Source organism: Pseudarthrobacter lactosi (assembly GCF_055412785.1).
The window spans coordinates 1,901,559-1,922,540 of record NZ_JBVAYS010000001.1 but is presented as its reverse complement, the minus strand read 5'-3'; the positions used below and the strand labels follow the sequence as shown (position 1 = coordinate 1,922,540).

The following is a 20,982-nucleotide window of genomic DNA, read 5'->3' as shown; positions in this document are numbered from 1 at the left end:
GTTCTGGAACATTTTTCCAAAAAATTGAGTTCTACTGGATGTAGAAGATTTCGGATCGCACGCCATCTTTGAGAAACTGGTAAACATGCCCCAATCCACTGTCCATCTGCTCCGCCACGGCGAGGTCCATAATCCTGACCGCGTTCTGTACGGCAGGCTGCCTGAATTCCATCTCTCCGAGCTGGGCCGGGAAATGGCGCAGATGCTGGCCGACCACTTCGCCGAGCGTGCCGCGCGCGGGTCCAGGATCGTCTATCTGGCAGCGTCGCCGCTGGTCAGAGCGCAGGAAACGGCGGCTCCCACGGCCGACGCGCTTGGCCTGGAAATCCACACGGACGGCCGCATCATCGAAGCGGAAAACTACTTCCAGGGTATGAAGGTCACCAAGGCCGAACTCCGGAAGCCCAAGCACTGGCCGCATCTGGTCAACCCGTTCCGGCCGTCCTGGGGCGAACCGTACAAAGCGCAGGCCGCGCGCGTCAGGGCAGCTGTTGAGGACGCCCGGCTCCGAGCCATCGAACTGGCCGCCGGGGACTACGGAACAAGCGGCCCGGAAGCCATCATGGTCAGCCACCAGCTCCCCATCTGGGCCACCCGCCTCAGCGCCGAGGGCAAGCCGCTGTGGCATGACCCGCGCAAACGCGAGTGCACGCTGACGTCCATCACCTCATTGGTGTTCGACGACGACGGCTCGCTCCTGCGTGTTGAGTACAGTGAGCCCGCTGCCGTCCTCCTTCCTGGCGCCGCCAGCACCCCCGGAGCCTGACGTGACAAACAACCGAACGACATCCCGCACAACGGCCGGCACCGCATCCCGCCGTGCCGTACTCGCGGCCGGCGGCGCAGCCCTGGCCGCCCTGACACTGGGAATGTCCGCCTGCGCGCAGGAAGACGCCCTCGCCAAGCAGGCAAAAGCGGGCGACAACAAGAACTACGTGGCCGGGGACGGCTCGGTGACCGAGTTCACCGCGGCCGACCGCAAGGCCGCCGTCGCCATCAACGGCACGCTGTTCAACGGCACCCAGATAGCCCCTGCGGACTTCCAAGGCAAGGTGACGGTCCTGAACTTCTGGTTCGCCGCCTGCGCACCCTGCCGGGTGGAGGCACCCATCCTGGAAGAGCTGCACCAGGAGTTCAAGGACCAGGGCGTGCAGTTCTTCGGCGTCAACCTCCGCGACGAAAAAGGCACCGCAGAGGCTTTCGACAAGACGTTCAACCTGACCTACCCCAGCTTCGACGACAAAAACGGCGCAGTGCTCCTGGCCGTCTCCGGGCTGGTCCCGCCGGGCGCCGTCCCCACCACGCTGGTCCTGGACAAGCAGGGCCGCGTGGCCTCCCGCGTGCTGGGCGAAATCCAGAAGGGCACCCTCAAAGCCCTCATCACCGCCGCCGTGGCAGAGTAGCGGCGGCCCCGGACCGTGAACAGCCCCTTCGCCGAGACCATCCTGAACGGCTCGCTCCTGCTTGCCATCCCGGTGGCGCTGCTCGCTGGCTTGGTGTCCTTCCTGTCGCCGTGTGTTCTGCCTCTGGTGCCCGGCTACCTGGGCTACGTCACCGGCCTGAGTGGTGTGGACCTGGAGAAGCAGAAGCGCGGCCGGATGCTGGCGGGCATCGGGCTTTTTGTGCTGGGATTCTCGGTGATTTTCGTCCTGCTGGGCGGCGCGTTCGGCCAGCTTGGCACGCTGATCACCGGTTCGCAGAATGCCTGGATCACGCAACTGCTGGGTGTCCTGGTGATCCTCATGGGCGTGGTGTTTATGGGCGGTTTCGGCTGGCTGCAGCGTGATGCGAAGATCCACGCCAAGCCACCCGCGGGCCTGTGGGGCGCGCCGTTGCTGGGCCTCACGTTCGGGCTGGGCTGGGCCCCGTGCATCGGGCCCACCTACTCCGCCGTCCAGCTCCTGAGCCTGTCCGGCGGTTCCTCCGCAGCCAAGGGTGCCCTCCTGGCGTTTGTCTACAGCCTGGGCCTGGGCATCCCGTTCCTGCTGATTGCCCTGGCGGTGCGACGCGGCATGGGTGTGATGTCCTTCTTCCGCACGCACCGCCTGGCCATCCAGCGGATCGGCGGCGGGATCCTGGTGGTGCTGGGCCTGCTGATGGCCAGCGGCGTCTGGGGCACCTGGGTCACCGAATTGCAGTACTGGTTCCAAACCGATGTGAAGTTGCCGATCTGATGAGCGAGCGCGTGAAAGCAAAGAAGAAGTCCCCGGCCCCCGTTGCCGCCGCCAAGACTGAGGCGGCGCTGCCAGTCCTGGGGCCGGTGGAGATGCTGCGGTGGGCCTGGACCCAGCTGACCAGCATGCGCACGGCGCTGTTCCTGCTGCTGCTCCTGGCCGTCGCCGCGGTGCCCGGGTCCCTGTTCCCGCAGCGCCCGGCCAACCCGTCCATTGTGACGCAGTACATCAAGGACAACCCGGACTACGGGAAGCTGCTGGACACCCTTCAGCTCTACGACGTCTACTCCTCGGCCTGGTTCTCGGCCATCTACATCCTGCTGTTCATCTCGCTGATCGGCTGCGTGGTCCCGCGCGCCATCGCCCACTACAGGGCCATGCGCTCCCAGCCGCCGCGGACCCCCAAACGTCTTTCCCGCCTCCCCGAGTACGGCACCCTGGTGGTTCCCGCCGACGCCGGCCTCCCGGCGTCGGACGCCATCCGCAGTGCCGCCGGGGTGCTGAAGAAGCGCGGCTACCGCGTTGAGGTGAGGGACGACGACGGCGCGCGGCCGTCTTTGGGCGCCGAGCGCGGCTTCGCCAAGGAAGTGGGGAACCTGGTGTTCCACACGTCGCTGATCGGCGTGCTGGTGTCCGTGGCCGTGGGCGGCCTGTTCGGTTACAGCGGCCAGCGCATCCTGGTGGAGGGCGACACCTTTGTGAACACCCTGGTGGGCTACGACCAGTTCACCCCCGGCACCAACTTCCAGTCCAGCCAGCTGCAGCCGTACTCCATCCAGCTGGACAAATTCGACGTTTTGTTTGACCGCGAATCACCGGGCAAAATCGGTCAGCCCATCGACTTCAACGCCGACGTCACCACCCGGGAAACCCCGGACTCGCCCGCCAAGCAGGAAGTCCTGAAGGTCAACGATCCCGTGACCCTGGGCGGCACCAGCATCTACCTCACCGGCAACGGCTACGCGCCTGTGGTGACCATCCGCGACGGCGCCGGCAACGTGGCCATGCAGGGCCCCGTGGTGGCCAAACTCCAGGGTGACAACTACTACTCGTCCCTGGTGATCAAGGTCCCGGACGCCAAACCGGACCAGCTCGGGTTCCAGGGGTTCTTCCTCCCGACGGCGTTCGTCAACGACAAGGGCGTGTCCTTCAGCGGCGATCCGGACCTGTTCAACCCGAGGCTGACCCTGAACTCCTACTTCGGTGACCTTGGCCTGGACAACGGATCGCCGCAGAACGTCTTCGAGATCGACGTCAAGGACCTGACCCCGCTGAACGCCCGCAACCTGGAGGCCGGCGGCATCACCCTGGCGCCGGGCATGAGCTACACCCTGCCGGACGGCAAGGGAAGCATCAGTTTCGACGGCGTGAAGCGATACGTTGGTGTGGACATCCACCACAACCCCGGCCAGCTGTACGTCCTCATCTTCGCTTTGCTGGCCGTGACAGGCCTGATCACGTCCCTCTACGTCAACCGGCGCCGCGTCTGGGTGCGGACCGGGACCCACGAGGACGGTCGGACCATGGTGGAGTATGGCTTGCTTGCCCGAGGTGAGGACCACCGGCTCGCCGCGGAAGCCGCTGCCGTCAGGAAGCTGCTGTCCGAAGAGTGGCAGCTCGAGGCTGACGATTCCGCTCCTGATTCCAGCGCCACCCAGCAAACTCCCAGCCGCCAGGACGATAATGGCGCAGTCCCGCTCACCTCCCCAGCTGGCCCCACCCGGCCGAAGAAGGACCAGTAATGCCGTTCGCCATCAACGAAACCATGGGCCAGTACAGCGAGCTGTTTATGCTGCTCGCCGCCGGCACCTACACCGTGGCCTTCATCGCCTTCGCCTGGGACCTCGCCAAGAGCAGCAGGGCGCTGCGCGCCATTGACCTCAAGGCAGCGGAGGCTGCAGGGGCTGCTGCCGGGACCAAGGAGCCCGCGATGGCCGGCTCCGGTGCGTCCGCTGGTGCTTCGGCTGCCTCAGCCGCGGCACCTGACAGGGCAGCAGCGGACAGGGTGGACTCGCACCTGGCCGGACCGGTGGGACGGGCCGAACGGCCGTCGTCGTCCGTTGCCAAGCGCGGCGGCGACGCTTCCGGGGCCGGGCAGACGGCCGACGCCGATATGCGCTACGCGGCGGAACGCCGAGTTCCGGCGCGCGTCGCCGTTGCCCTCACCGTCCTCGGCGTGCTGATCCATGCCGCCGGCGTCATCACGCGCGCCATGGGTGCAGGCCGGGTGCCGTGGGGCAACATGTATGAGTTCCTCACCACCGGCGCCTTCGTGGCCGTTGCTGTGTTCCTCATCGTCCTGATCCGCCGCGACCTGCGGTTCCTTGGCACATTCGTGGTGGGCCTCGCCATCATCATGCTGGTGGCCGCCTCCGTGGCCTACTGGACTCCGGTGGGCCACCTGGTTCCGGCGCTGCAGAGCTACTGGCTCATCATCCACGTGTCCATCGCCGTGATGTCTTCGGCCCTTTTCACCCTCACGTTCGCGATGTCCGCACTGCAGCTGGTCCAGTCCCACCGGCAAAAGACGGTGGCTGCCGGCGGGACCGACAAGCTTGGCTTTATGCGCCTGGTTCCCTCGGCACTGAGCCTGGAAAACCTGTCCTACCGGATCAACGCCATTGCCTTCATCGGCTGGACGTTCACCCTGATGTTCGGTGCCATCTGGGCCGAAAAAGCCTGGGGCCGGTTCTGGGGCTGGGACACCAAGGAAGTCTGGACCTTTGTGATCTGGGTGGTTTACGCGGGCTACCTGCACGCCCGTGCCACGCGTGGCTGGACCGGCACCCGGGCCGCCTGGCTGTCAATCGTGGGCTACCTGTGTGTTGTCTTCAACTTCACCATCGTGAACCAATTCTTTAATGGCCTGCATTCCTACTCGGGCCTCTGAGCAGGGGTTTCTCCGGCGCACCGATTCAAAGCTCGCCTAATACGCCAATCGATGGACGAATGAGGGTGTTGCCGGGCTAGCGGTGATGCTACCTTGGTTGAAGCTCGTCTGTGATGAAGCTCGCTGACGGCACGCTGCGTTTTTTCGAGGTACCCATGAACTACGTTCTCGCCATAGACGTCGGGACCAGTTTCACAGCTGCTTCCCTCCTCCGAATTGATCAGAACGCTTCGCGTGTCCCGGAGAGCCTCCCGCTGGGACTCCGCAGCACGGCAGTTCCCTCTGTGGTCTACTATCCGGAGGAAGGCCCCGTTCTGGTGGGTGAGGCTGCCGAACGCCGCGGCCTTGATTTCCCCGAGCGGGTGGTGCGGGAGTTCAAACGCCGGGTAGGCGATGAGGTACCGATTTCGGTGGGGACCCTGCAACTTCCTGCACAGGACGTGTTCGCCACGATGGTCCGCTGGGTCGCCGACCGCGCTGAAGAGCGCGAGGGCGCACCGCCGTCGGCCATTGTCCTTTCCCACCCTGCCTCGTGGGGCGCTCACCGGACGCAACTCATCCTCGCGGCCTTGGCCGCAAAGGGCATGGACCAGGTCACGCTGGTCAGTGAGCCGGAAGCCGCAGCGCTGCACTACGCCAGCCAGGTGCGGGTAGAGGACGGCAGCACCATCGCCGTTTACGACCTCGGTGGCGGGACTTTCGACACCGCAGTCCTGAGAAAAACAGATTCCGGCCACTTCGAGCTCCTGGGCCATCCGGCGGGGATCGAGGGCCTGGGCGGGGCCGACTTCGACGCTGCAGTCCTGCGGCATGTGGCGGCTCATGCCGGGCAGCGCCTGGCCGGCCTTGATCCCGCGGAGCCGGGCGCCCTTGCGGCACTGGCGCGCCTGCGGCGCGAATGTGTGGAGGCCAAAGAGGCGTTGTCCGCCGACAGCGAGGCCAGCATCCCGGTCCTGCTGCCGGGGATCCAGCAGCAGGTACGGCTGGTCCGTGCCGAGTTTGAGGCAATGATCAGCGAGCAGATCCGGGAGACCGTGGACGCACTTGAACGTTCCCTGCAGGACCTTGGGCTCGCTCCGGAGGACCTCTCTGCCGTGCTGCTGATCGGAGGCTCGTCCCGCATTCCGCTGGTGGCACAGCTGATTTCCGAAGAGCTGGACCGGCCAATCGCCGTGGACGCCGATCCCAAGGCATCCGTCTGCCTCGGCGCCACAGTTGCCGCGCTGCGCGCGCGGCCTGAGCTGAACGCACAACCGGACATGGCCGCACAGGCGGACGCCGCCGTCGTGCTTATCGAAACGGGTGGGTACCTTGCTGCCGCTGTCCATGGCCACGCGGTGCAGGGCGGGACCATGCAGGGGGCCGCCATGCAGGCCGCGGTCCACGATGCCACCCGTCGGGCCAGTTGGTCCCGGAAGCCAGGGGCCGCCTTCGGTGCACTCGCCGGCGCGTCCGCCGCCGGCGCTGCGCCCGGAAGCGTTGCCGGCGGCAAGGGACACACGGGTGCCCATGCGGGCGCCCACGCACCTCGCGCCGGGCTGCATGGAACGCGGCCCACGGCTCGGCTGACTGCAGTGGCCGCTGCAGCGGCTCTGTTTACCGTGCTCAGCGCTACCGCTGCCCAAAGTCCCGGCGGGCTGGAAAGTCTCACGGCCATGTTCGCTCCGCTGGTGCCCGCGGCTCCCACCCCCGAGGTGCCGGGTGGCACGGATCCCGGCGGGTCAGTGGCCGGAGGCGGCGGCGGGGGTGCGGGAGCCGCCGCTGGTGAAGCCGGCGCCCCGCAGGAACCGAGTGTGGGCATTGAGGTCAGCGCGCAGAAGCCTGCGGCCATTCCCGCCAGCGGGGCCGGAATAGAAGCTGCGGCGTCGCCCACCAGCAAGCCGTCGGCGTCACCGTCGGCAAGCGGCGCAGCCCCGGGTTCAACCCCCGGTGGTGGAAGTGATCCCACCCGGGCTGCCGCCGGGTCCGGGCCGGGAACGCCCGCCGTAAATCCTGATCCCACAACGCCGGCGCCTGGTACGACCACGCCGACCACCCCGCCGACGACGACGACGCCCCCTACGACGACGCCCCCTACGACGACGCCCCCTACGACGACGCCCCCTACGACGACGCCCACACCAACGCCTGATCCCACAACGACGACGCCGACCCCAACCCCGACACCGACGCCGACACCCACTCCGGACCCGACGACACCGACGCCAACACCGACGCTGTCCTCGGAACCGACCACGCCCGCGCCGACCACACCGGCGCCTGTGCCCACGTCCGAACCGCCAGCTCCGGTGCCTGCGCCGACAATAGCGCCGACTGTGGCGCCGCCGCCGCCGACGTCTGAGCCGCCCGCTCCTGCGCCTGCACCTGCTCCAACGTCTGCTCCGGCTCCGGCTCCCGCACCTGCCCCGACGTCTGAACCCCCGGCCCCTGCGCCTGCCCCGACGTCTGAACCCCCGGCCCCTGTGCCTACCGTGACAGTGCCGGCGGCCTGACGCATGGTGACGGGACAGCCTCACATCACGCCCCGTGCAGCAGACGAACTGGAGCCGGTCCCAACCGAAAGCCCCCAGTACCTGGCGCAGCAGCTTCGCGGTGAGAATGCCACCGTCCGCGAACTCCTGCTTGCCTTGTCGGTGGGCTTCACCCTCCCCGGTCCTTTGCCACACGAACTTGAGCGCAAGGTGACCGGCGACGGCTTGGACTCCCTGGTGGCCAGGGCGGAATCCTCAGGACTGCTCCAGCCCGACGGAACAGTGGTGGGCACCGCCCGCCACACTCTCCTGACGGCAACGCCGCCGGCCCGCATCCACGCGCTGCAGCGCGAATTGGTGGGATGCTTTGCTGCGGAGGGCCTCCCTTTGGGCGATCTTGCTCGTGATATGGCACGCAGCGGGCTCGTCGACCAACGTATTGCAGCTGAACTCGAAAAAGCCGGGGACAGGGCACTCGAACATGACCCGGTCCTGGCCGCCCAGCTGTTCGATGAGGCCCTGCTGGCGGGTGCCGATGAGCTGGGTACCGCGTCCCGACGGGCACAGGCTGCTTCAGCCACGGGTGATCTGGATGCCGCTGGACGGATCATCGACGGGTTGCTTGTGTGCGCAGACCCGCCGGACCTGCGTACCGGTGTGGACGTTGCAGCCGCCGTTTGGGCCCAGCGCGGGTTGCTGGCCCGCAGTGCGGACGTCTACGCCTGGTTGGGGCCGGATCGGGTTGGCCCGTCCGCGGCATCCGCCGCGGTGGCCATGGCCGGCAGCGGCAACCGCGCCGGTGCCGAAGCGATGTTTCCGGCCGGCTCCGCCCCGACGTCGCCCACACTCGTGGCCGTGGCCCAAGCGCAAACGGGCCAGGGCATCCTGGAGTCACTGGCGAGTGACCCGCACCAAAGCCTTCCGATCCTGATCCACGCATCTGACATGATGAACGCCGCAGGGTCAGCCCTCCCGCTGACGGACACTCCTGGTGCCCTCGCTGCGCTGGTCGCGTTGCACAGCGGCGAACCCCATCTGGCGGAAACCATCGTGCGCGCCGCCACAGCTGCCTGCCAGGGCGGCGACGCAGCGAAGCCACGGCTGTTCCTCCTCCAGGCCTGGTCCGCGATGCAGCAGGACAACCCGGACGATGCGCGGCTGGCCATCAACGAGGCCTGCAAGGCCAACCACTGGCCCTTGGTTCCCCGCGACGAATTCCTCTGTGCCGCATTGGAAGTCGGCCTGGCACGCCGCAGTGGCGAAGTCCACGATCTGCTCCTGGCGTGGGACCGCGCCCGCGAAGCCATGTTGCACACCTCGGTGGACCTGTACAGCCTCCTGCCGTGGGGGGAACTGATGATCACGGCCGCCCGGCTGCGCGAGACCCGGCGGATCTCGCTCTACCTTGACGCGGCGTGGAAGCTCCTCGACGATCTTGGGCAGCCATCGCTATGGGCCGTGCCCATGCACTGGGCCGCCGTCCAGGCAGCTTTGCTGAGTGACAGCCCGGCCGATCTTGCACCCCATGCAGCGGCACTGGCACGGGCAGCGGACCATAGCCACCTCGCGTCGGTACTGGCTGCGGCCGGCAAGGCCTGGGTCTCGGTCCTTGCAGGAAAGTTCCGGGCAACGGACGTCGAGGTGGCCGCCCGTGGACTCAACGCCGTCGGGATGCCTTGGGAAGGTGCGCGGCTTGCCGGCCACGCCGCCGCCCGCGCGGATGAGCGCAAGGACATGGTGCGCCTGCTCTCCTGCGCCCGGGACCTGCATCCGCAGGGCAGCAACGCCGGAGCGAACGCTGCGGGGGCTAACGCCGCCGGGCAATCCGAGGCGGCCAGCGCGGCTGCAGCGGAACAGGGCAACGGCAGCATCCAGCCGGACGGCTCAATGCTGAGCGAACGCGAAAAGGACGTCGCGAGGCTGGTGTTGGAGGGAAAAACGTACCGGGAAATCGGGGAGGCAATCTACATTTCTCCGCGGACCGCCGAGCACCATATTGCCCGGATGCGCCGTCGTCTGGGTGCTGAAAACCGCTCCGATCTGCTGGTCCGGCTCCGGCTTGCCCTGGGATCCGAAAACCCCCAACGCGAGTGATCCCCTAGTGCCCCTAACAGGACGGCAGACGGACCCCCGGCGGGGGCCCCACCGGTAGGGGGAACCGACCCGATGCCCGGTCCGTGGGCCGAACCGTACTTTTGATTCAAGCCCGGCAACGATGCCGGGCTACCCACAACTCAGAGAAGATTTGAGGATCATCTAATGCCTACACTCGCAAACGACCTCGTCCTGTTCCTGATGAGCCTCTTCGGAAACCAGGAGGCTGCAAAGGAATTCCTGGAAGATCCAGAGCGGACCCTCGAGGACCACGGCCTCGGCGGCGTCTGCTCCGCGGATGTGGACGCAGCATTGCCCGTTGTCCTGGACTACGCACCCATCACGGTCAACGCCTCCTCCTTCGACCGTTCGTACAACACCGGCGGCAACGGCGCTACAACCGGCGGTGGCGGCGCCGTTGCCGTCACCCCTCCTCCGACCGGTGGCCACAGCGACCATGAACATGCTGTTAATCAGCTGACCAACGTGGTGAACAACTACTCGTATACATCATCGGTGGATGACCGGGACACGATCACCGACCAGTCCGTCAACCAGAACATCTGGGCTGACGGCGACGTGGAGCAGTGGTTCGATAATGACTCTGTCGTCGCTTCCGGTGACCGGGCAGTGGCTGCCGGCGACGACGTCGACATGGACGACTCCAACAACATTGAGGACTCCTACAACACGGACAACTCGAATGACAGCTCGACGGACAACTCCGTTAACGCTGGCCGTGACGCCGAGGTGGGCAACACCGATACGGACATTGACGACTCCTTCAACACCGACCTGGATGTCGACGTTGACGATTCATTCAATGACAATTCGGACAACAGCGACAACTCAGACAACAGTGTCGACAACTCCGAAGAGACCGACGTGGACGTTGAGGATTCGTTCAATGACAACTCCGTGGCAGTAACGGACAACTCGGACAACTCCGTTGCCGTTGAGGACGTCGGCAACACCGAGACCAACGTGGACGTGGATGTCGAGGACTCCTTCCAGGACAACTCGGAGACCACCACGGTCCAGGACAACGTCGTTGTTGCCGACAACGAGCTCGAGTTCACGGAGGACAACTCCACCACGGTCGAAGTTGAGGACGTCGGAAACACCGAGATCAACGCCGAGGACGACGTCAACCTCTAGCCAAGTCCCAGGTATCCAGGCAGTGTCCGGCAGGAATCAATGCTCCTGCCGGACCCTTCCCGGCCCACCCCAACGTCCCTTACTCGGGACCTGACCAAAGGACTGGCAGTGGTTCAAACGCAACGACCGGGTCTTCCGGCAACGACGGCAGACTCCCCAGGACCGGCAAGGTCCCCGATGCCCACGACGGCGGCACAACTGATCGAGCTGGTGGAACAGGGCATCGAAATCGTCCGCGGTGGCGAGCGCACCGATTTGCGGAAGCGCCTGGACCAGACCCTTCGCAGGCTGCACGATACGAGCATCCGCGTGATTGTGGTGGGTGAATTCAAGCAAGGCAAAAGCAAGCTCATCAACGCCCTTGTCAACGCACCGGTCTGCCCCGTCGACGATGACATCGCCACCTCGGTGCCCACCATCGTCCGGCACGGTGAGCCGGCGTCGGCGTCGGTCCTTTTGCCTCGCGCAGACGCTGAACCAGGCGAAGAAGCGGGACTTGAACGCCAGCCCATCAACATCGGGGAGCTCGCCGCCTATGTTTCGGAGCGCGGAAACCCCGGCAACGCCAAGAAGCTGGTGGCCGCGGAAGTGTTCCTGCCGCGTAAATTGCTGGCCGGCGGCCTGACTGTTGTTGACTCGCCCGGCGTCGGCGGCCTGGGGTCCACCCATACACTGTCCACCCTGACTGCCTTGCCAACGGCCGACGCCATGCTGCTCGTTTCGGATGCGTCCCAGGAGTACAGCGAGCCGGAGATCAGGTTCCTGCGCCAGGCCATGCGCATCACCCCGAGCGTGGTGGGGGTCCTGTCCAAGACGGACCTGTACGCGGACTGGCGCCGAGTGGCCGAGCTGGACCGGGGGCACCTCTCCCAGGTTTCGCCTGACATCCCGCTGATCCCGTTGTCCTCGGATCTTCGGCTGGAAGCCACACGGCTCCAGGACGGAGAACTGAACACTGAATCGGGCTTTCCTGACCTGATCGGCTATCTCCGGAATGAAATCGTGGGAAAGGCCCAACGGATCCAGCGGCGCTCGGTGAGCCAGGACCTCCTCTCCGTCACGGATAACCTTCGGCTTTCCCTGCAGTCGGAATTGGCTGCCCTGGAGGACCCTGCGGGGACACCCGCGATGATCGCCGGCCTCGAGTCGGCGAAGCTGGAGGCCGATGACCTCCGCAAACGCTCTGCCCGTTGGCAGATCACGCTCAACGACGGCATCGGCGATCTGATTGCCGATATGGAATACGACCTGCGGGACCGCTTGCGGCGGATCCAACGGGACGCCGAGACGGCCATAGACCAGGGGGATCCGGGCCCTACGTGGACCGCGTTCACAGCATGGCTCGAAGAGTGCACCGCGGCCGCGATTTCGGACACTTTTGTGTGGACCAGCGAGCGGTCCCAGTGGCTTGCAGCCCAGGTGGCTGAACACTTCTCCGAGGATGAGGTGGCGCTTCCGGTGTTGCGTGTCTCCGACACAGCGGATGCGCTGGACCCCGTGGACGACATGCCCGGCCTGGATGACGGGCGGATCAATCCGGTGCAGAAAGTCCTCATCGGCATGCGGGGTTCCTACGGAGGCGTGCTGATGTTCGGCCTGCTGACTGGGATCTTCGGCATGGCCCTGATCAATCCGTTGTCCGTCGGGGCTGGCCTCCTCCTGGGCCGCAAAGCCTACCGGGAGGACAAGGAAGGCAGGCTCAAGCGTCGGCAGGCGGAAGCCAAGGCCCTGGTCCGCCGGCAGGTGGACGACGTGGTGTTCCAGGTGGGAAAGCAGCTTAAGGACAGGCTCCGCCTGGTCCAGCGGTCCACCCGCGACCACTTCACCGAGATTGCCGAGGAACACCACCGCTCGCTGTCCGATTCGGTAGCAGCCGCGCAGAAGGCAGCCACTACTTACAAGCTGGAAAAAGAAATGCGTATCCGGGACATCAAGGCCGAGCTCAAGCGGGTGGACGCGCTCCGACAGGCTGCTGTGAAACTGGCCGTCAGCGAACCGGCTGCCAGGCCTGCGCAGGGCCCCGCGTCCGTGCCCCGTCGCGTACCGGCGGTGGTGTCGGCCAGATGAGGGAATCAACCATCGCGGGAGTGGCGGACCTCATCCAGGATGCCCTGGCCGTCTACCGTGATGATCCGGCTGCAGCAGCGGCTTTGGAAAGCTACGCCGCCCGGCTGGCTGAACCCCTGCGGGTCGCCGTTGCGGGAATGGTGAAGGCGGGAAAGTCAACCCTGCTCAACGCCATCATCGGCGAAGAGATCGCTCCGACCGACACCGGTGAATGCACTCGGATCGTCACTTGGTACCGGCATGGCCACACACCGAAGATCACCCTCTACCCGGTGGCCGGTGAACCGCGCACCCTGCCGCTCAAGCGGGAGAACGGGCGGCTGGTCTTCGTTCTTGGCCGGCACCGTTCGGATGACGTGGAACGGCTGGTGGTTGAATGGCCGGCGGAGAGCCTGCGGGAGGTCACGTTGATCGATACCCCGGGAATTGCCTCGCTGACCGAGGACGTTTCAGCCAAGTCCGTCAGTTTCCTCACGCCGGCCGACTCGCCGTCAGAGGCCGACGCCGTCATCTACCTAATGCGCCACATGCACGCCTCCGATATACGGTTTCTGGAGTCATTCAAGGACACCGAGACGGGGCGGTCCGGTACCGTCAACGCCCTGGCCGTCCTGTCCAGGGCCGACGAGATCGGCGCGGGGCGGATTGATTCCCTGCTTTCTGCGGGCGAGATCGCAGAGCGGTACCGCCGGGACCCCAGCCTGCGAAAGCTGGCATTGGGGGTGGTCCCGGTAGCCGGTCTGCTGGCCCAAAGCGCACGGAGCATGCGCCAGGCAGACTACCAGTCGCTGGCCCTTCTTGCCGCCCTGGACCGAGCGGCCCGGGAACGGCTGCTGCTCTCCGCGGACCGGTTCCTGCGCGCGGGTATTCCGGAAGGCCTTGGTCCAGACGCGAGGGCTTCGCTGCTGGAGCGGTTCGGGCTGTTCGGGATCCGTCTAGGCGTGGTCCTGATCCGGGCTGGCTTTACCGACCCCACACCACTGGCGCGCGAGCTTGCCCGGCACAGTGGACTGGACCCGCTTTTGGCCATGGTGGCCGGCCAGTTCCACGCCCGCGCCGACGCCTTGAAGGCACGCACTGCCCTGGTGGGGGTGGAAACCCTTCTCCGGGCATCCCCGAGGGAAGGCTCCGGGCACCTCGCGGCGGCCTTGGAACGCCTTCAGGCAAACGCCCACGAGTTCCGCGAGCTGCACCTGCTGGCCACACTGCGCACCACCGGAACATCCCTCAACCGTCACCTGGCCGACGAAGCGGAGAGGCTGATCGGCGGCCTCGGAGTGGCGGCGCACCTGCGCGTGGGCCTGGAACCGGAATCATCGCCGGAGGACATCAGCGCAGCGGCCCGGGAGATCCTCCACCGTTGGCGGCTGGTGGCAGAGAGCCCCTTGACGGACCGTTCAGCCCTGGATGTGTGCCGCATAGTGGTGCGGAGCTGCGAAGGGGTACTGGCGGGCTCCGCCGCCTTGCAGCGGCTGGGCGCCTGACTGCTGAGCCGTTACGGACCCGTCTGTTTCGCTTTGAGCCATCTGCCGGCCGACGGCATAAACAGCGCCACCAGGCCGACGAAGGCCAGGAGCAGTTGGGCTCCCCACAGGAGAAGGACGTTCCGCCCGGCATCGCCCTCCGGCACGAGGAATGCCGAAGCCAGCACCATGACCAGTATCTGGCCACCCAGCAGGAGGATCATCAGCCAGCGGGCCCAGCCGTGGCGTGCAGAGACAACCGCCAGCATGGCCGCCTGCAACAGGAGCACGAGGAGCGACCCGCTGAGGCTGCCCCAGAAAACTATGGCGGCCGACGTTGTCACCGCGTTGGCATCCCCGCCCGGGGCCATTTCCTCCACCACTGTGCGGAGGCGCTCAAGGTGGGAGGTGCGGGTGAGGAAAGAGCCGATGATCACGGCGAGGCCGGCAACGAAGCTGAGCGTCCAGAGTGCCCGGCCCAGTCGGACGCTCCGTGGTGTTGGCGGAATGACAACGATGGGCGCCGGCGCGGCGTAGGACAGCCCGGGACGCGGCGGAGGAGGGGCGGCAGCTGCCCCGGCGGGTGCAACTGGCTGCTGGGATTCTCCGTCGGGGTGCTGGGCCATATGTCTCCTACTTCATGTCGCCGGTATCGCGGGTGTCCGCGTCTCCCGTGCTGGCATCGCCGTCGTGCTTGGTCTTCGATTCAAGGTCATCCTTGAGCTTCTTCAGGCGGGCAGCCTCGGCCTGGTTGCGGCGGCGCATTTCCAGGTTGCGGAGAAAATCGGGATCATCATCCGGCGCGGTGGGGTGGCTGCGTGCTTGGCGGACCGGGGCAGAGTCACGCGGACGGCCGATCAGCAGCCATAGGATGGCACCGAGCACCGGAAGGACAATCATCACCACGATCCAGGCCGGCTTGGAGATACCGCGGGTGAGACGGCCGTCAGTACGGATCACGTCCACCAGGCCATACACAAAGATGACGAGAACTGCGACGGCGAGAACCACACGGAAGAGCATGCCATTAAGTCTATCGTCCGCAGGCCGGGGGCGTTCAGGCAGGGCGGCTAAACTTGAACCGTGGCTTTCCTGAAATACTCCCTGATCCGGCTGGCGCTGTTTGCGCCGCTCTTTGTGCTCTTTATGTTCCTGAGGCTGGGGGCGGTTCTGTCAGTCATCTGCGCAGCGCTGATCGCGTTCGCGGTCAGCTACCTTTTCTTCCAGAAACAGCGCGACGACGCCGCTGCCGCCATTCACGGCCGGCTCTCCGGCAAAGCCAAGCCAACGCGCAGTGAAGGCGAGGTGGCCGACGCCGAAGCCGAGGACAGCCTCCTGGACGCCAACCCGGACGTCACCATCCGGAACAGCGGCCCGAAGGCACCGGAAACGAAGGCGCCCGGGGCTTAGAATCCGTGGCTGAGGACCAGTCCCAGTGAGAACAGCAGGCTGTAGCCCAGGTTGATCAGTCCGGTCTGCTTGAGCACTGGGATGAGGCTCTTGCGCTTGCGGCCGTTGATCATCAGCCAGGCGGGCATGAGGCAGGCCGGGATGAGCAGCAGCACGATCAGCATCCACGGCCGTCCGGGAGCCAGGACAACCACCAGCAGGATGGCCACGGCCAGCATCAGCACGTAGCTTTCACGGGCGTGTTTGTCGCCCAGGCGCACTGCCAGGGTCTTTTTCCCGGCCTGGATGTCCGTGGGGATGTCGCGGACGTTGTTGGCCATCAGCAGGGCGCACGCAATCAGGCCGGTGCCGATCGCGCCGATCACGGCCGGCAGGTTGACCTGGCCGGCCTGGGTGTAGGTGGTGCCGAGCGTCGCCACGAGGCCGAAAAAGACAAACACAAAGACGTCTCCCAGGCCCATGTAGCCATAGGGGTTCTTGCCGCCGGTGTAGCCCCAGGCGGCCATGACGCAGCCAACTCCCACCAGGATCAGCCACCAGCTCTGGGTGATCACCACCAGCGCCAGGCCGAACAGCATGGCCACGGCGAAGACGCCGAACGCTGCGTATTTCACATGTTGCGGCTCGGCGGCGCCGGAGCCCACCAGCCGCAGTGGCCCTACCCGGTCCTCGTCGGTGCCCCGGACGCCGTCGGAGTAGTCGTTGGCGTAGTTCACGCCGATCTGCAGCAGCAGCGCCACCAGGGCGGCCAGTACCGCGTTAACCGGGCGGAACGAATCCAGCTCGTAGGCCGCGGCGGTGCCGATCAGTACCGGCGCGATGGCGGCCGGCAAAGTGCGGAGGCGGGCGCCTTGGATCCATTGTGCGGCTGTGGCCACGGTCAGTACCTCGTGTTGGGTCGGGAGAACGATGAAACAGTCGTGGCGGCCGCGAACGGGCCGCCGGTGCAGGTCTACTCTACTTTCCCTGGTGCAGGGCGTTGAGCCGGTCGATCATCGCCAGGCGGTCCGGCTTGCCGTTGGGAAGCATTAGCAGTTCCGGGCCGGCCAGCACGGTTTTCGGTGCCACGATGCCCAGCCGCCGGTGCCATTCCTCTTCGAGTACGACGGCGTGATCCCCGGTTGGGGTGCCGGTGGCACCTGAGTCCACGGCACCTGAGCCCGCGGCAGCGCCAGAGGCGCCGCCGTCGAGGGCAACAAAAGCGGCCACGGCCTGGCCCCATTCCGCGGACGGGACGCCCGCCACAAAAGCCGCCGCGACGCCGTCGGTCTTTTCCAGCTCTTCCTGCACATGCGCGGCGGAGACCTTGACGCCGCCGGTGATGATGACGTCGTCGGCGCGGCCCAGCACGGTGAGCCGGCCGTCCGCGTCCAGAGTGCCGAGGTCATTGGTGCGGTACCAGCGGACGCCGTCCTCCTCGAAAAAGGTGTCCGTCGCTTCGGGCGCATCCACGTATCCGGCGGCCACGGTGTCGCCGCCGAGCAGGATGCGGCCGTCCTCGGCTACCCGGACCTGGACGCCTTCCAGCGGCACGCCGTCGTACACGCAGCCGCCGCAGGTTTCCGCGGACCCGTACGTGGTGATCACCCTGACGCCGGCTTCGCGGGCGGCGTCCAGCAGCCCGGCCGACGCCGGTGCGCCGCCCAGCAGGATGCCGTTGAACCGCCGCAGGACGGCCAAGGTCTCCGGCGAAGGCGCCTCGAGGAGGCGTTGGAGCTGTGTGGGCACCAGGGACGTGAAGCGGAACTTGTCGGTCAGCTCCAGGGCGCCGGCCGTGAAGGCTTCGGGGGTGAAGCCGCCGGACATGTCCATGACCCATGGCCGGGTGCCGGCGAACAGCGACCGCACCAAGACCTGCACGCCGGCCACGTACTGCACCGGCAACGCCAGGAGCCACTGGCCCTCGCCCTTGAGCGCCAGGGCGGTGGCCATGGATGAGGCCGCCAGCGCCTCGACGGTCAGGATGGTGGCCTTCGGTGCGCCCGTCGAGCCGGACGTGCGGACCACCGCCACGGCGTCATCGCAGCCGGGCGTCTCGGTGTGTCCCACCACCAGTTCGCCGTTGGGGCCCGCGGAAAGTTCGACGGCGGGTCCCTCACCGTGGAGGGCGGCGGCCAGGGCTTTGAGCACCGGGTCGATGTCCGTGGGACCGATGGTCTGGGTTCCGAGATTCATGTGCCGTCCTGCCTTTGAAGTCAGCCGGGGCCTGGAGGCCGGCCGGCTTGGAAGTTGTGTGCCTGGGAGGTGCCCAGGGTCCCTAGAAGTAGTGCGGGAAGCGGGACCAGTCCGGGTCCCGTTTCTCCAGGAAGGCTTCCTTTCCTTCCACCGCCTCGTCCGTCATGTAGGCCAGGCGGGTGGCTTCGCCGGCGAAGACCTGCTGGCCGGCCAGGCCGTCGTCGGCAAGGTTGAACGCGAACTTCAGCATGCGGATGGCCTGCGGGGACTGCCGGGCGATGTCCGCGGCGTATTCCAGGGCAACCTCTTCGAGCCGCTCGTGGTCAACGGCCTCGTTGACGGCGCCCATACGGACCATGTCGTCCGCGGAATACTCGCGGGCCAGGAAGAAGATCTCGCGGGCGGACTTTTGGCCGATCTGGCGGGCCAGCAGCGCAGAGCCATACCCGGCGTCAAAACTGCCCACGGTGGCGTCCGTCTGCTTGAACTTGCCGTGCTGGCGGGAGGCGATGGTGAGGTCTGAGACCACATGCAGGGAGTGTCCGCCGCCGGCAGCCCAGCCGTTCACTACCGCGATGACCACCTTTGGCATGGTGCGCATCAGCCGCTGGACTTCCAGGATGTGGAGGCGGCCGGCGCGGGCGGGGTCGATGGTTTCCTGCGTCTCGCCGTCGGCATACCTGTACCCGTCGCGGCCGCGGATCCGCTGGTCCCCGCCGGAGCAGAAACTGTGTCCGCCGTCCTTGGGCGAGGGGCCGTTGCCGGTGAGCAGGACTGTGGCGACGTCCGGCGTCATGCGGGCGTGGTCCATGGCGCGGTAGAGCTCGTCCACGGTGCCTGGGCGGAAGGCGTTGCGGACTTCCGGGCGGTTGAAGGCGATGCGGACGGTGGGCAGGTCCCTGGTTTCCGTTCCGGTGCTTGAGCCCGTCGAAACACGCTCCACCTGCCGGTGGTACGTCATGTCCTGGAAGTCGTCGAAACCGGACACGGTGCGCCAGCGGGTGGGGTCAAAGACATCGGACACCTTGGCGGGAAGTTGGTTGCTCACCGGACAAGTCTAGTAATCGGCTCAGCTGATGCAGAACTCGTTGCCCTCGGGATCGGCCATGGTGTGCCATTCGTGCGGGCCTTCGTTGGCCGTCCAGAGGAAGCTGGCGCCACGGGCTTCCAGCTCTTTGAGAACGTCAGCCTTGTCCCGGCCGTACAGGCGCACGTCCCAGTGGACTCGGTTCTTGACGGTCTTTTCTTCAGGTGCCGTTTGGAACAGGATGCGGCGGGCGGGGGCGGCTGCGGCGATTTCCTCCGGGGGGCGGATGGCCTGACCTGTCCGCCATACGAGTCTGCCCTTATGGACCAGCGTCTCCGCTTCCGTGGCATAGCCCTGGCTGATCATCGAGCGGATGAAGCCCTCGTCCTGCGGTTCCACGGCCCAGTCCAGGGTTTCCGCCCACCAGTCGGCGAGCTCATGCGGGTTCATGCTGTCCACAACGATCTGGATGTTTAGTCCCATCCCACCAAAATACGACGGCGGCGGGCCGGCCGGTAGGGGCAAGAACCAACGCTGGGTCACATCTGGCCCGATAAGGCGCTCGCATTGGGCAGGAAGTGACCCCGCCTTGGGACGTAAAACGATGGAGAATGTGCGTACATTACCTTGACATATTGTCATGACATGGATCACAGTTATGGCAGGAAAGGCTTTTCCGAAACGTTGGCAAAGCGGCTATCAGACTCGCGGCCAACATCTTCCAGCCATGCCCCGCAGGCACGGCACGCATCGTGAGAGACAGGACAGAGCATTGTCAGAGCAGACAAGAATCTCCAGCATCAGCCGCAGGCAGTTCGGACTGACGGCCTTTGGCCTCTCAGCCATCGCCGCCGGACTTTCAGCCTGTGGGGGCGGCGGGGGCGGTACAACTGATGGCGGGGCCAAGACCCTTCAGCTGGTCCTTTCCGGCGACACCAACCAGGGCGGGGCGTTTGCCGCGGCCGCCGCGAAGTACAAGGAAGCCACCGGCATCACCATCGAGGTAGTGGACGTTCCCACCGCGGACATCGCCACCAAGCTCAAGAACGCCGCCACCGCCAACGATCTCCCGGCCTTGGCCCGTGTCACGAGCATCGACCCGCTGTGGGTTAACCAGCTCCAGGACCTCACGGACATCGCCAAGTCCCGGAAGATCGACGAAAAGTTCCTGCAGGAAGCACCGGACGGCACCATCCCTGCCATCCCGTCCGACCTCACCGCCGTCGGGCTGTTCGTGAACAAGAGCCTCTTCACCAAGGCCGGCGTGGCGTTCCCCACCGCCATCGAGGATGCCTGGACCTGGGATGAGTTCGTCGCGGCCGTGAACGAGGTCCGCGAGAAGGCCGGCGCCAAGTACGGCTTGGTCATGGACCGGTCCGGCCACCGCCTGCGCGCCATGATGTACGAGTTCGGCAGCACCGCGTTCGCGAAGGAAGGCGATAAGTACGCCGCTGACGACGAAGCCGTGGAGACACTTGAGTACTTCAAAAAGATCAACGACGACAAGACCATGCCCAAGTCCGTCTGGCTCAGCGGCGAGGACGGCAACGCCATGTTCAAGAGCGGCCAGGTTGCCGCGTACTACTCCGGCAGCTGGCAGGTTGCCGACTTCAACAAGAACATCAAGGACTTCGAATGGATGTCCGTGCCGTTGCCCAAGAAGGAAGCCAACGCCACCAACCTTGGCGGCGGCTTTATGATCGCGTTCAAGGACACCGGCGCCGATGAGGAAGCCAAGAAGTTCATCGAGTGGTTCTACGACGACGCCAACTACACGGAGTTCGCCAAGCTCGGCGGCTACCTGCCCGTTAAGGCGGGCCTGAAGGTCGACTACCCGTTCCAGCAGGCCTCCTTCGAGCTGTACCAGAAACAGATCGCCGGCAACGAGGCCAAGGGTGACAACGCCATCAAGCGCGTCGTGGCCGAGGCCTATGCCGAGACACCCTTCGCCGGCGACCCGCTGCGTGAGGAAACCGTCAAGATGCTCGGCGGCAGCCAGGACGCCAAGACCACGGTGGAGAACATCGTGAAGCTCTACAACGGCGCCTAAGCC

The 20,982-nt window shown here is 66.1% G+C and carries 18 protein-coding genes; 12 read left to right on the top strand and 6 right to left on the bottom strand.

Annotated elements, in window-relative coordinates; all coding sequences use genetic code 11:
• Positions 1 to 85: 85 nt before the first annotated feature.
• From ACZY0Q_RS08905 to ACZY0Q_RS08860, 10 genes are all read left to right on the top strand, one after another.
• On the top strand, positions 86 to 766 hold the full coding sequence (locus ACZY0Q_RS08905; protein ID WP_463915947.1) for a histidine phosphatase family protein: 681 nt from the start codon (positions 86 to 88) through the stop codon (positions 764 to 766).
• Positions 767 to 869: 103 nt separating this feature from the next.
• The gene (locus ACZY0Q_RS08900) at positions 870 to 1,403 is read left to right on the top strand and encodes a TlpA family protein disulfide reductase (protein WP_463916296.1); all 534 of its coding nucleotides are present in this window, start codon (positions 870 to 872) and stop codon (positions 1,401 to 1,403) included.
• Positions 1,404 to 1,418: 15 nt separating this feature from the next.
• Positions 1,419 to 2,174: a cytochrome c biogenesis CcdA family protein gene (locus tag ACZY0Q_RS08895; RefSeq protein WP_463915946.1), complete on the top strand. Its 756-nt coding sequence runs from the start codon at positions 1,419 to 1,421 to the stop codon at positions 2,172 to 2,174.
• A complete protein-coding gene (gene resB, locus ACZY0Q_RS08890) occupies positions 2,174 to 3,916 on the top strand; it encodes a cytochrome c biogenesis protein ResB (RefSeq protein ID WP_463915945.1) in 1,743 nt (580 codons plus the stop codon). The genes ACZY0Q_RS08895 and resB overlap by 1 nt, the downstream gene beginning before the upstream one ends.
• A complete protein-coding gene (gene ccsB / locus ACZY0Q_RS08885) occupies positions 3,916 to 5,064 on the top strand; it encodes a c-type cytochrome biogenesis protein CcsB (RefSeq protein WP_463915944.1) in 1,149 nt (382 codons plus the stop codon). The genes resB and ccsB overlap by 1 nt, the downstream gene beginning before the upstream one ends.
• A gap of 155 nt (positions 5,065 to 5,219) precedes the next feature.
• Positions 5,220 to 7,556, top strand: a complete 2,337-nt coding sequence (locus ACZY0Q_RS08880) for an Hsp70 family protein (protein WP_463916295.1) — start codon at positions 5,220 to 5,222, stop codon at positions 7,554 to 7,556.
• Between the two features lie 3 nt (positions 7,557 to 7,559).
• Positions 7,560 to 9,629, top strand: coding sequence for a LuxR C-terminal-related transcriptional regulator (locus ACZY0Q_RS08875; RefSeq protein WP_463915943.1), 2,070 nt, complete (start codon positions 7,560 to 7,562; stop codon positions 9,627 to 9,629).
• Between the two features lie 165 nt (positions 9,630 to 9,794).
• Positions 9,795 to 10,787: an IniB N-terminal domain-containing protein gene (locus tag ACZY0Q_RS08870; RefSeq protein ID WP_463915941.1), complete on the top strand. Its 993-nt coding sequence runs from the start codon at positions 9,795 to 9,797 to the stop codon at positions 10,785 to 10,787.
• A gap of 177 nt (positions 10,788 to 10,964) precedes the next feature.
• Positions 10,965 to 12,854 (top strand): dynamin family protein, encoded by a 1,890-nt coding sequence (locus ACZY0Q_RS08865; RefSeq protein WP_463915940.1) that lies wholly within the window; start codon positions 10,965 to 10,967, stop codon positions 12,852 to 12,854.
• A complete protein-coding gene (locus ACZY0Q_RS08860) occupies positions 12,851 to 14,338 on the top strand; it encodes a dynamin family protein (protein ID WP_463915939.1) in 1,488 nt (495 codons plus the stop codon). Before ACZY0Q_RS08865 ends, ACZY0Q_RS08860 begins: the two co-directional genes overlap by 4 nt.
• 11 nt (positions 14,339 to 14,349) lie before the next feature.
• On the opposite strand, the gene ACZY0Q_RS08855 is transcribed toward ACZY0Q_RS08860, so the two are convergent.
• Entirely contained in the window at positions 14,350 to 14,943 is a 594-nt protein-coding gene (locus tag ACZY0Q_RS08855; RefSeq protein ID WP_463915938.1) for a hypothetical protein, read from the bottom strand.
• Between the two features lie 7 nt (positions 14,944 to 14,950).
• Positions 14,951 to 15,340 carry a PLD nuclease N-terminal domain-containing protein gene (locus ACZY0Q_RS08850; RefSeq protein ID WP_463915937.1) on the bottom strand — a complete coding sequence of 130 codons (390 nt, stop codon included), beginning with the start codon at positions 15,338 to 15,340 and terminating at the stop codon, positions 14,951 to 14,953.
• Between the two features lie 60 nt (positions 15,341 to 15,400).
• Between ACZY0Q_RS08850 and ACZY0Q_RS08845 the strand changes: the two genes are divergently transcribed.
• Positions 15,401 to 15,727 carry a DUF4229 domain-containing protein gene (locus ACZY0Q_RS08845; RefSeq protein WP_463915936.1) on the top strand — a complete coding sequence of 109 codons (327 nt, stop codon included), beginning with the start codon at positions 15,401 to 15,403 and terminating at the stop codon, positions 15,725 to 15,727.
• Here the strand turns inward: ACZY0Q_RS08845 and ACZY0Q_RS08840 are convergent.
• The 4 genes from ACZY0Q_RS08840 to ACZY0Q_RS08825 form a co-directional block, all read right to left on the bottom strand.
• Positions 15,724 to 16,605 (bottom strand): 1,4-dihydroxy-2-naphthoate polyprenyltransferase, encoded by an 882-nt coding sequence (locus ACZY0Q_RS08840; protein WP_463915935.1) that lies wholly within the window; start codon positions 16,603 to 16,605, stop codon positions 15,724 to 15,726. The genes ACZY0Q_RS08845 and ACZY0Q_RS08840 overlap by 4 nt on opposite strands.
• A 79-nt stretch (positions 16,606 to 16,684) precedes the next feature.
• The gene (locus ACZY0Q_RS08835) at positions 16,685 to 17,902 is read right to left on the bottom strand and encodes an AMP-binding protein (RefSeq protein ID WP_463915933.1); all 1,218 of its coding nucleotides are present in this window, start codon (positions 17,900 to 17,902) and stop codon (positions 16,685 to 16,687) included.
• 82 nt (positions 17,903 to 17,984) lie between these two features.
• Complete coding sequence (locus ACZY0Q_RS08830; protein WP_463915932.1) at positions 17,985 to 18,950, bottom strand: 1,4-dihydroxy-2-naphthoyl-CoA synthase; 966 nt, start codon at positions 18,948 to 18,950, stop codon at positions 17,985 to 17,987.
• Between the two features lie 21 nt (positions 18,951 to 18,971).
• Entirely contained in the window at positions 18,972 to 19,412 is a 441-nt protein-coding gene (locus ACZY0Q_RS08825; protein WP_463915930.1) for a VOC family protein, read from the bottom strand.
• Positions 19,413 to 19,701: 289 nt separating this feature from the next.
• On the opposite strand from ACZY0Q_RS08825, the gene ACZY0Q_RS08820 reads away from it, so the two are divergent.
• The gene (locus ACZY0Q_RS08820) at positions 19,702 to 20,979 is read left to right on the top strand and encodes an ABC transporter substrate-binding protein (protein ID WP_463915928.1); all 1,278 of its coding nucleotides are present in this window, start codon (positions 19,702 to 19,704) and stop codon (positions 20,977 to 20,979) included.
• Positions 20,980 to 20,982: the final 3 nt, after the last annotated feature.

Excerpts from the sequence above, each read along its gene's own strand:
- ACZY0Q_RS08905 (WP_463915947.1), top strand. The coding sequence starts at position 86 with ATGCCCCAATCCACTGTCCATCTGCTCCGCCACGGCGAGGTCCATAAT.
- ACZY0Q_RS08900 (WP_463916296.1), top strand. The coding sequence starts at position 870 with ATGTCCGCCTGCGCGCAGGAAGACGCCCTCGCCAAGCAGGCAAAAGCG.
- resB (WP_463915945.1), top strand. The coding sequence starts at position 2,174 with ATGAGCGAGCGCGTGAAAGCAAAGAAGAAGTCCCCGGCCCCCGTTGCC.
- ccsB (WP_463915944.1), top strand. The coding sequence starts at position 3,916 with ATGCCGTTCGCCATCAACGAAACCATGGGCCAGTACAGCGAGCTGTTT.
- ACZY0Q_RS08880 (WP_463916295.1), top strand. The coding sequence starts at position 5,220 with ATGAACTACGTTCTCGCCATAGACGTCGGGACCAGTTTCACAGCTGCT.
- ACZY0Q_RS08875 (WP_463915943.1), top strand. The coding sequence starts at position 7,560 with ATGGTGACGGGACAGCCTCACATCACGCCCCGTGCAGCAGACGAACTG.
- ACZY0Q_RS08870 (WP_463915941.1), top strand. The coding sequence starts at position 9,795 with ATGCCTACACTCGCAAACGACCTCGTCCTGTTCCTGATGAGCCTCTTC.
- ACZY0Q_RS08865 (WP_463915940.1), top strand. The coding sequence starts at position 10,965 with ATGCCCACGACGGCGGCACAACTGATCGAGCTGGTGGAACAGGGCATC.
- ACZY0Q_RS08860 (WP_463915939.1), top strand. The coding sequence starts at position 12,851 with ATGAGGGAATCAACCATCGCGGGAGTGGCGGACCTCATCCAGGATGCC.
- ACZY0Q_RS08855 (WP_463915938.1), bottom strand. The coding sequence starts at position 14,943 with ATGGCCCAGCACCCCGACGGAGAATCCCAGCAGCCAGTTGCACCCGCC.
- ACZY0Q_RS08850 (WP_463915937.1), bottom strand. The coding sequence starts at position 15,340 with ATGCTCTTCCGTGTGGTTCTCGCCGTCGCAGTTCTCGTCATCTTTGTG.
- ACZY0Q_RS08835 (WP_463915933.1), bottom strand. The coding sequence starts at position 17,902 with ATGAATCTCGGAACCCAGACCATCGGTCCCACGGACATCGACCCGGTG.
- ACZY0Q_RS08825 (WP_463915930.1), bottom strand. The coding sequence starts at position 19,412 with ATGGGACTAAACATCCAGATCGTTGTGGACAGCATGAACCCGCATGAG.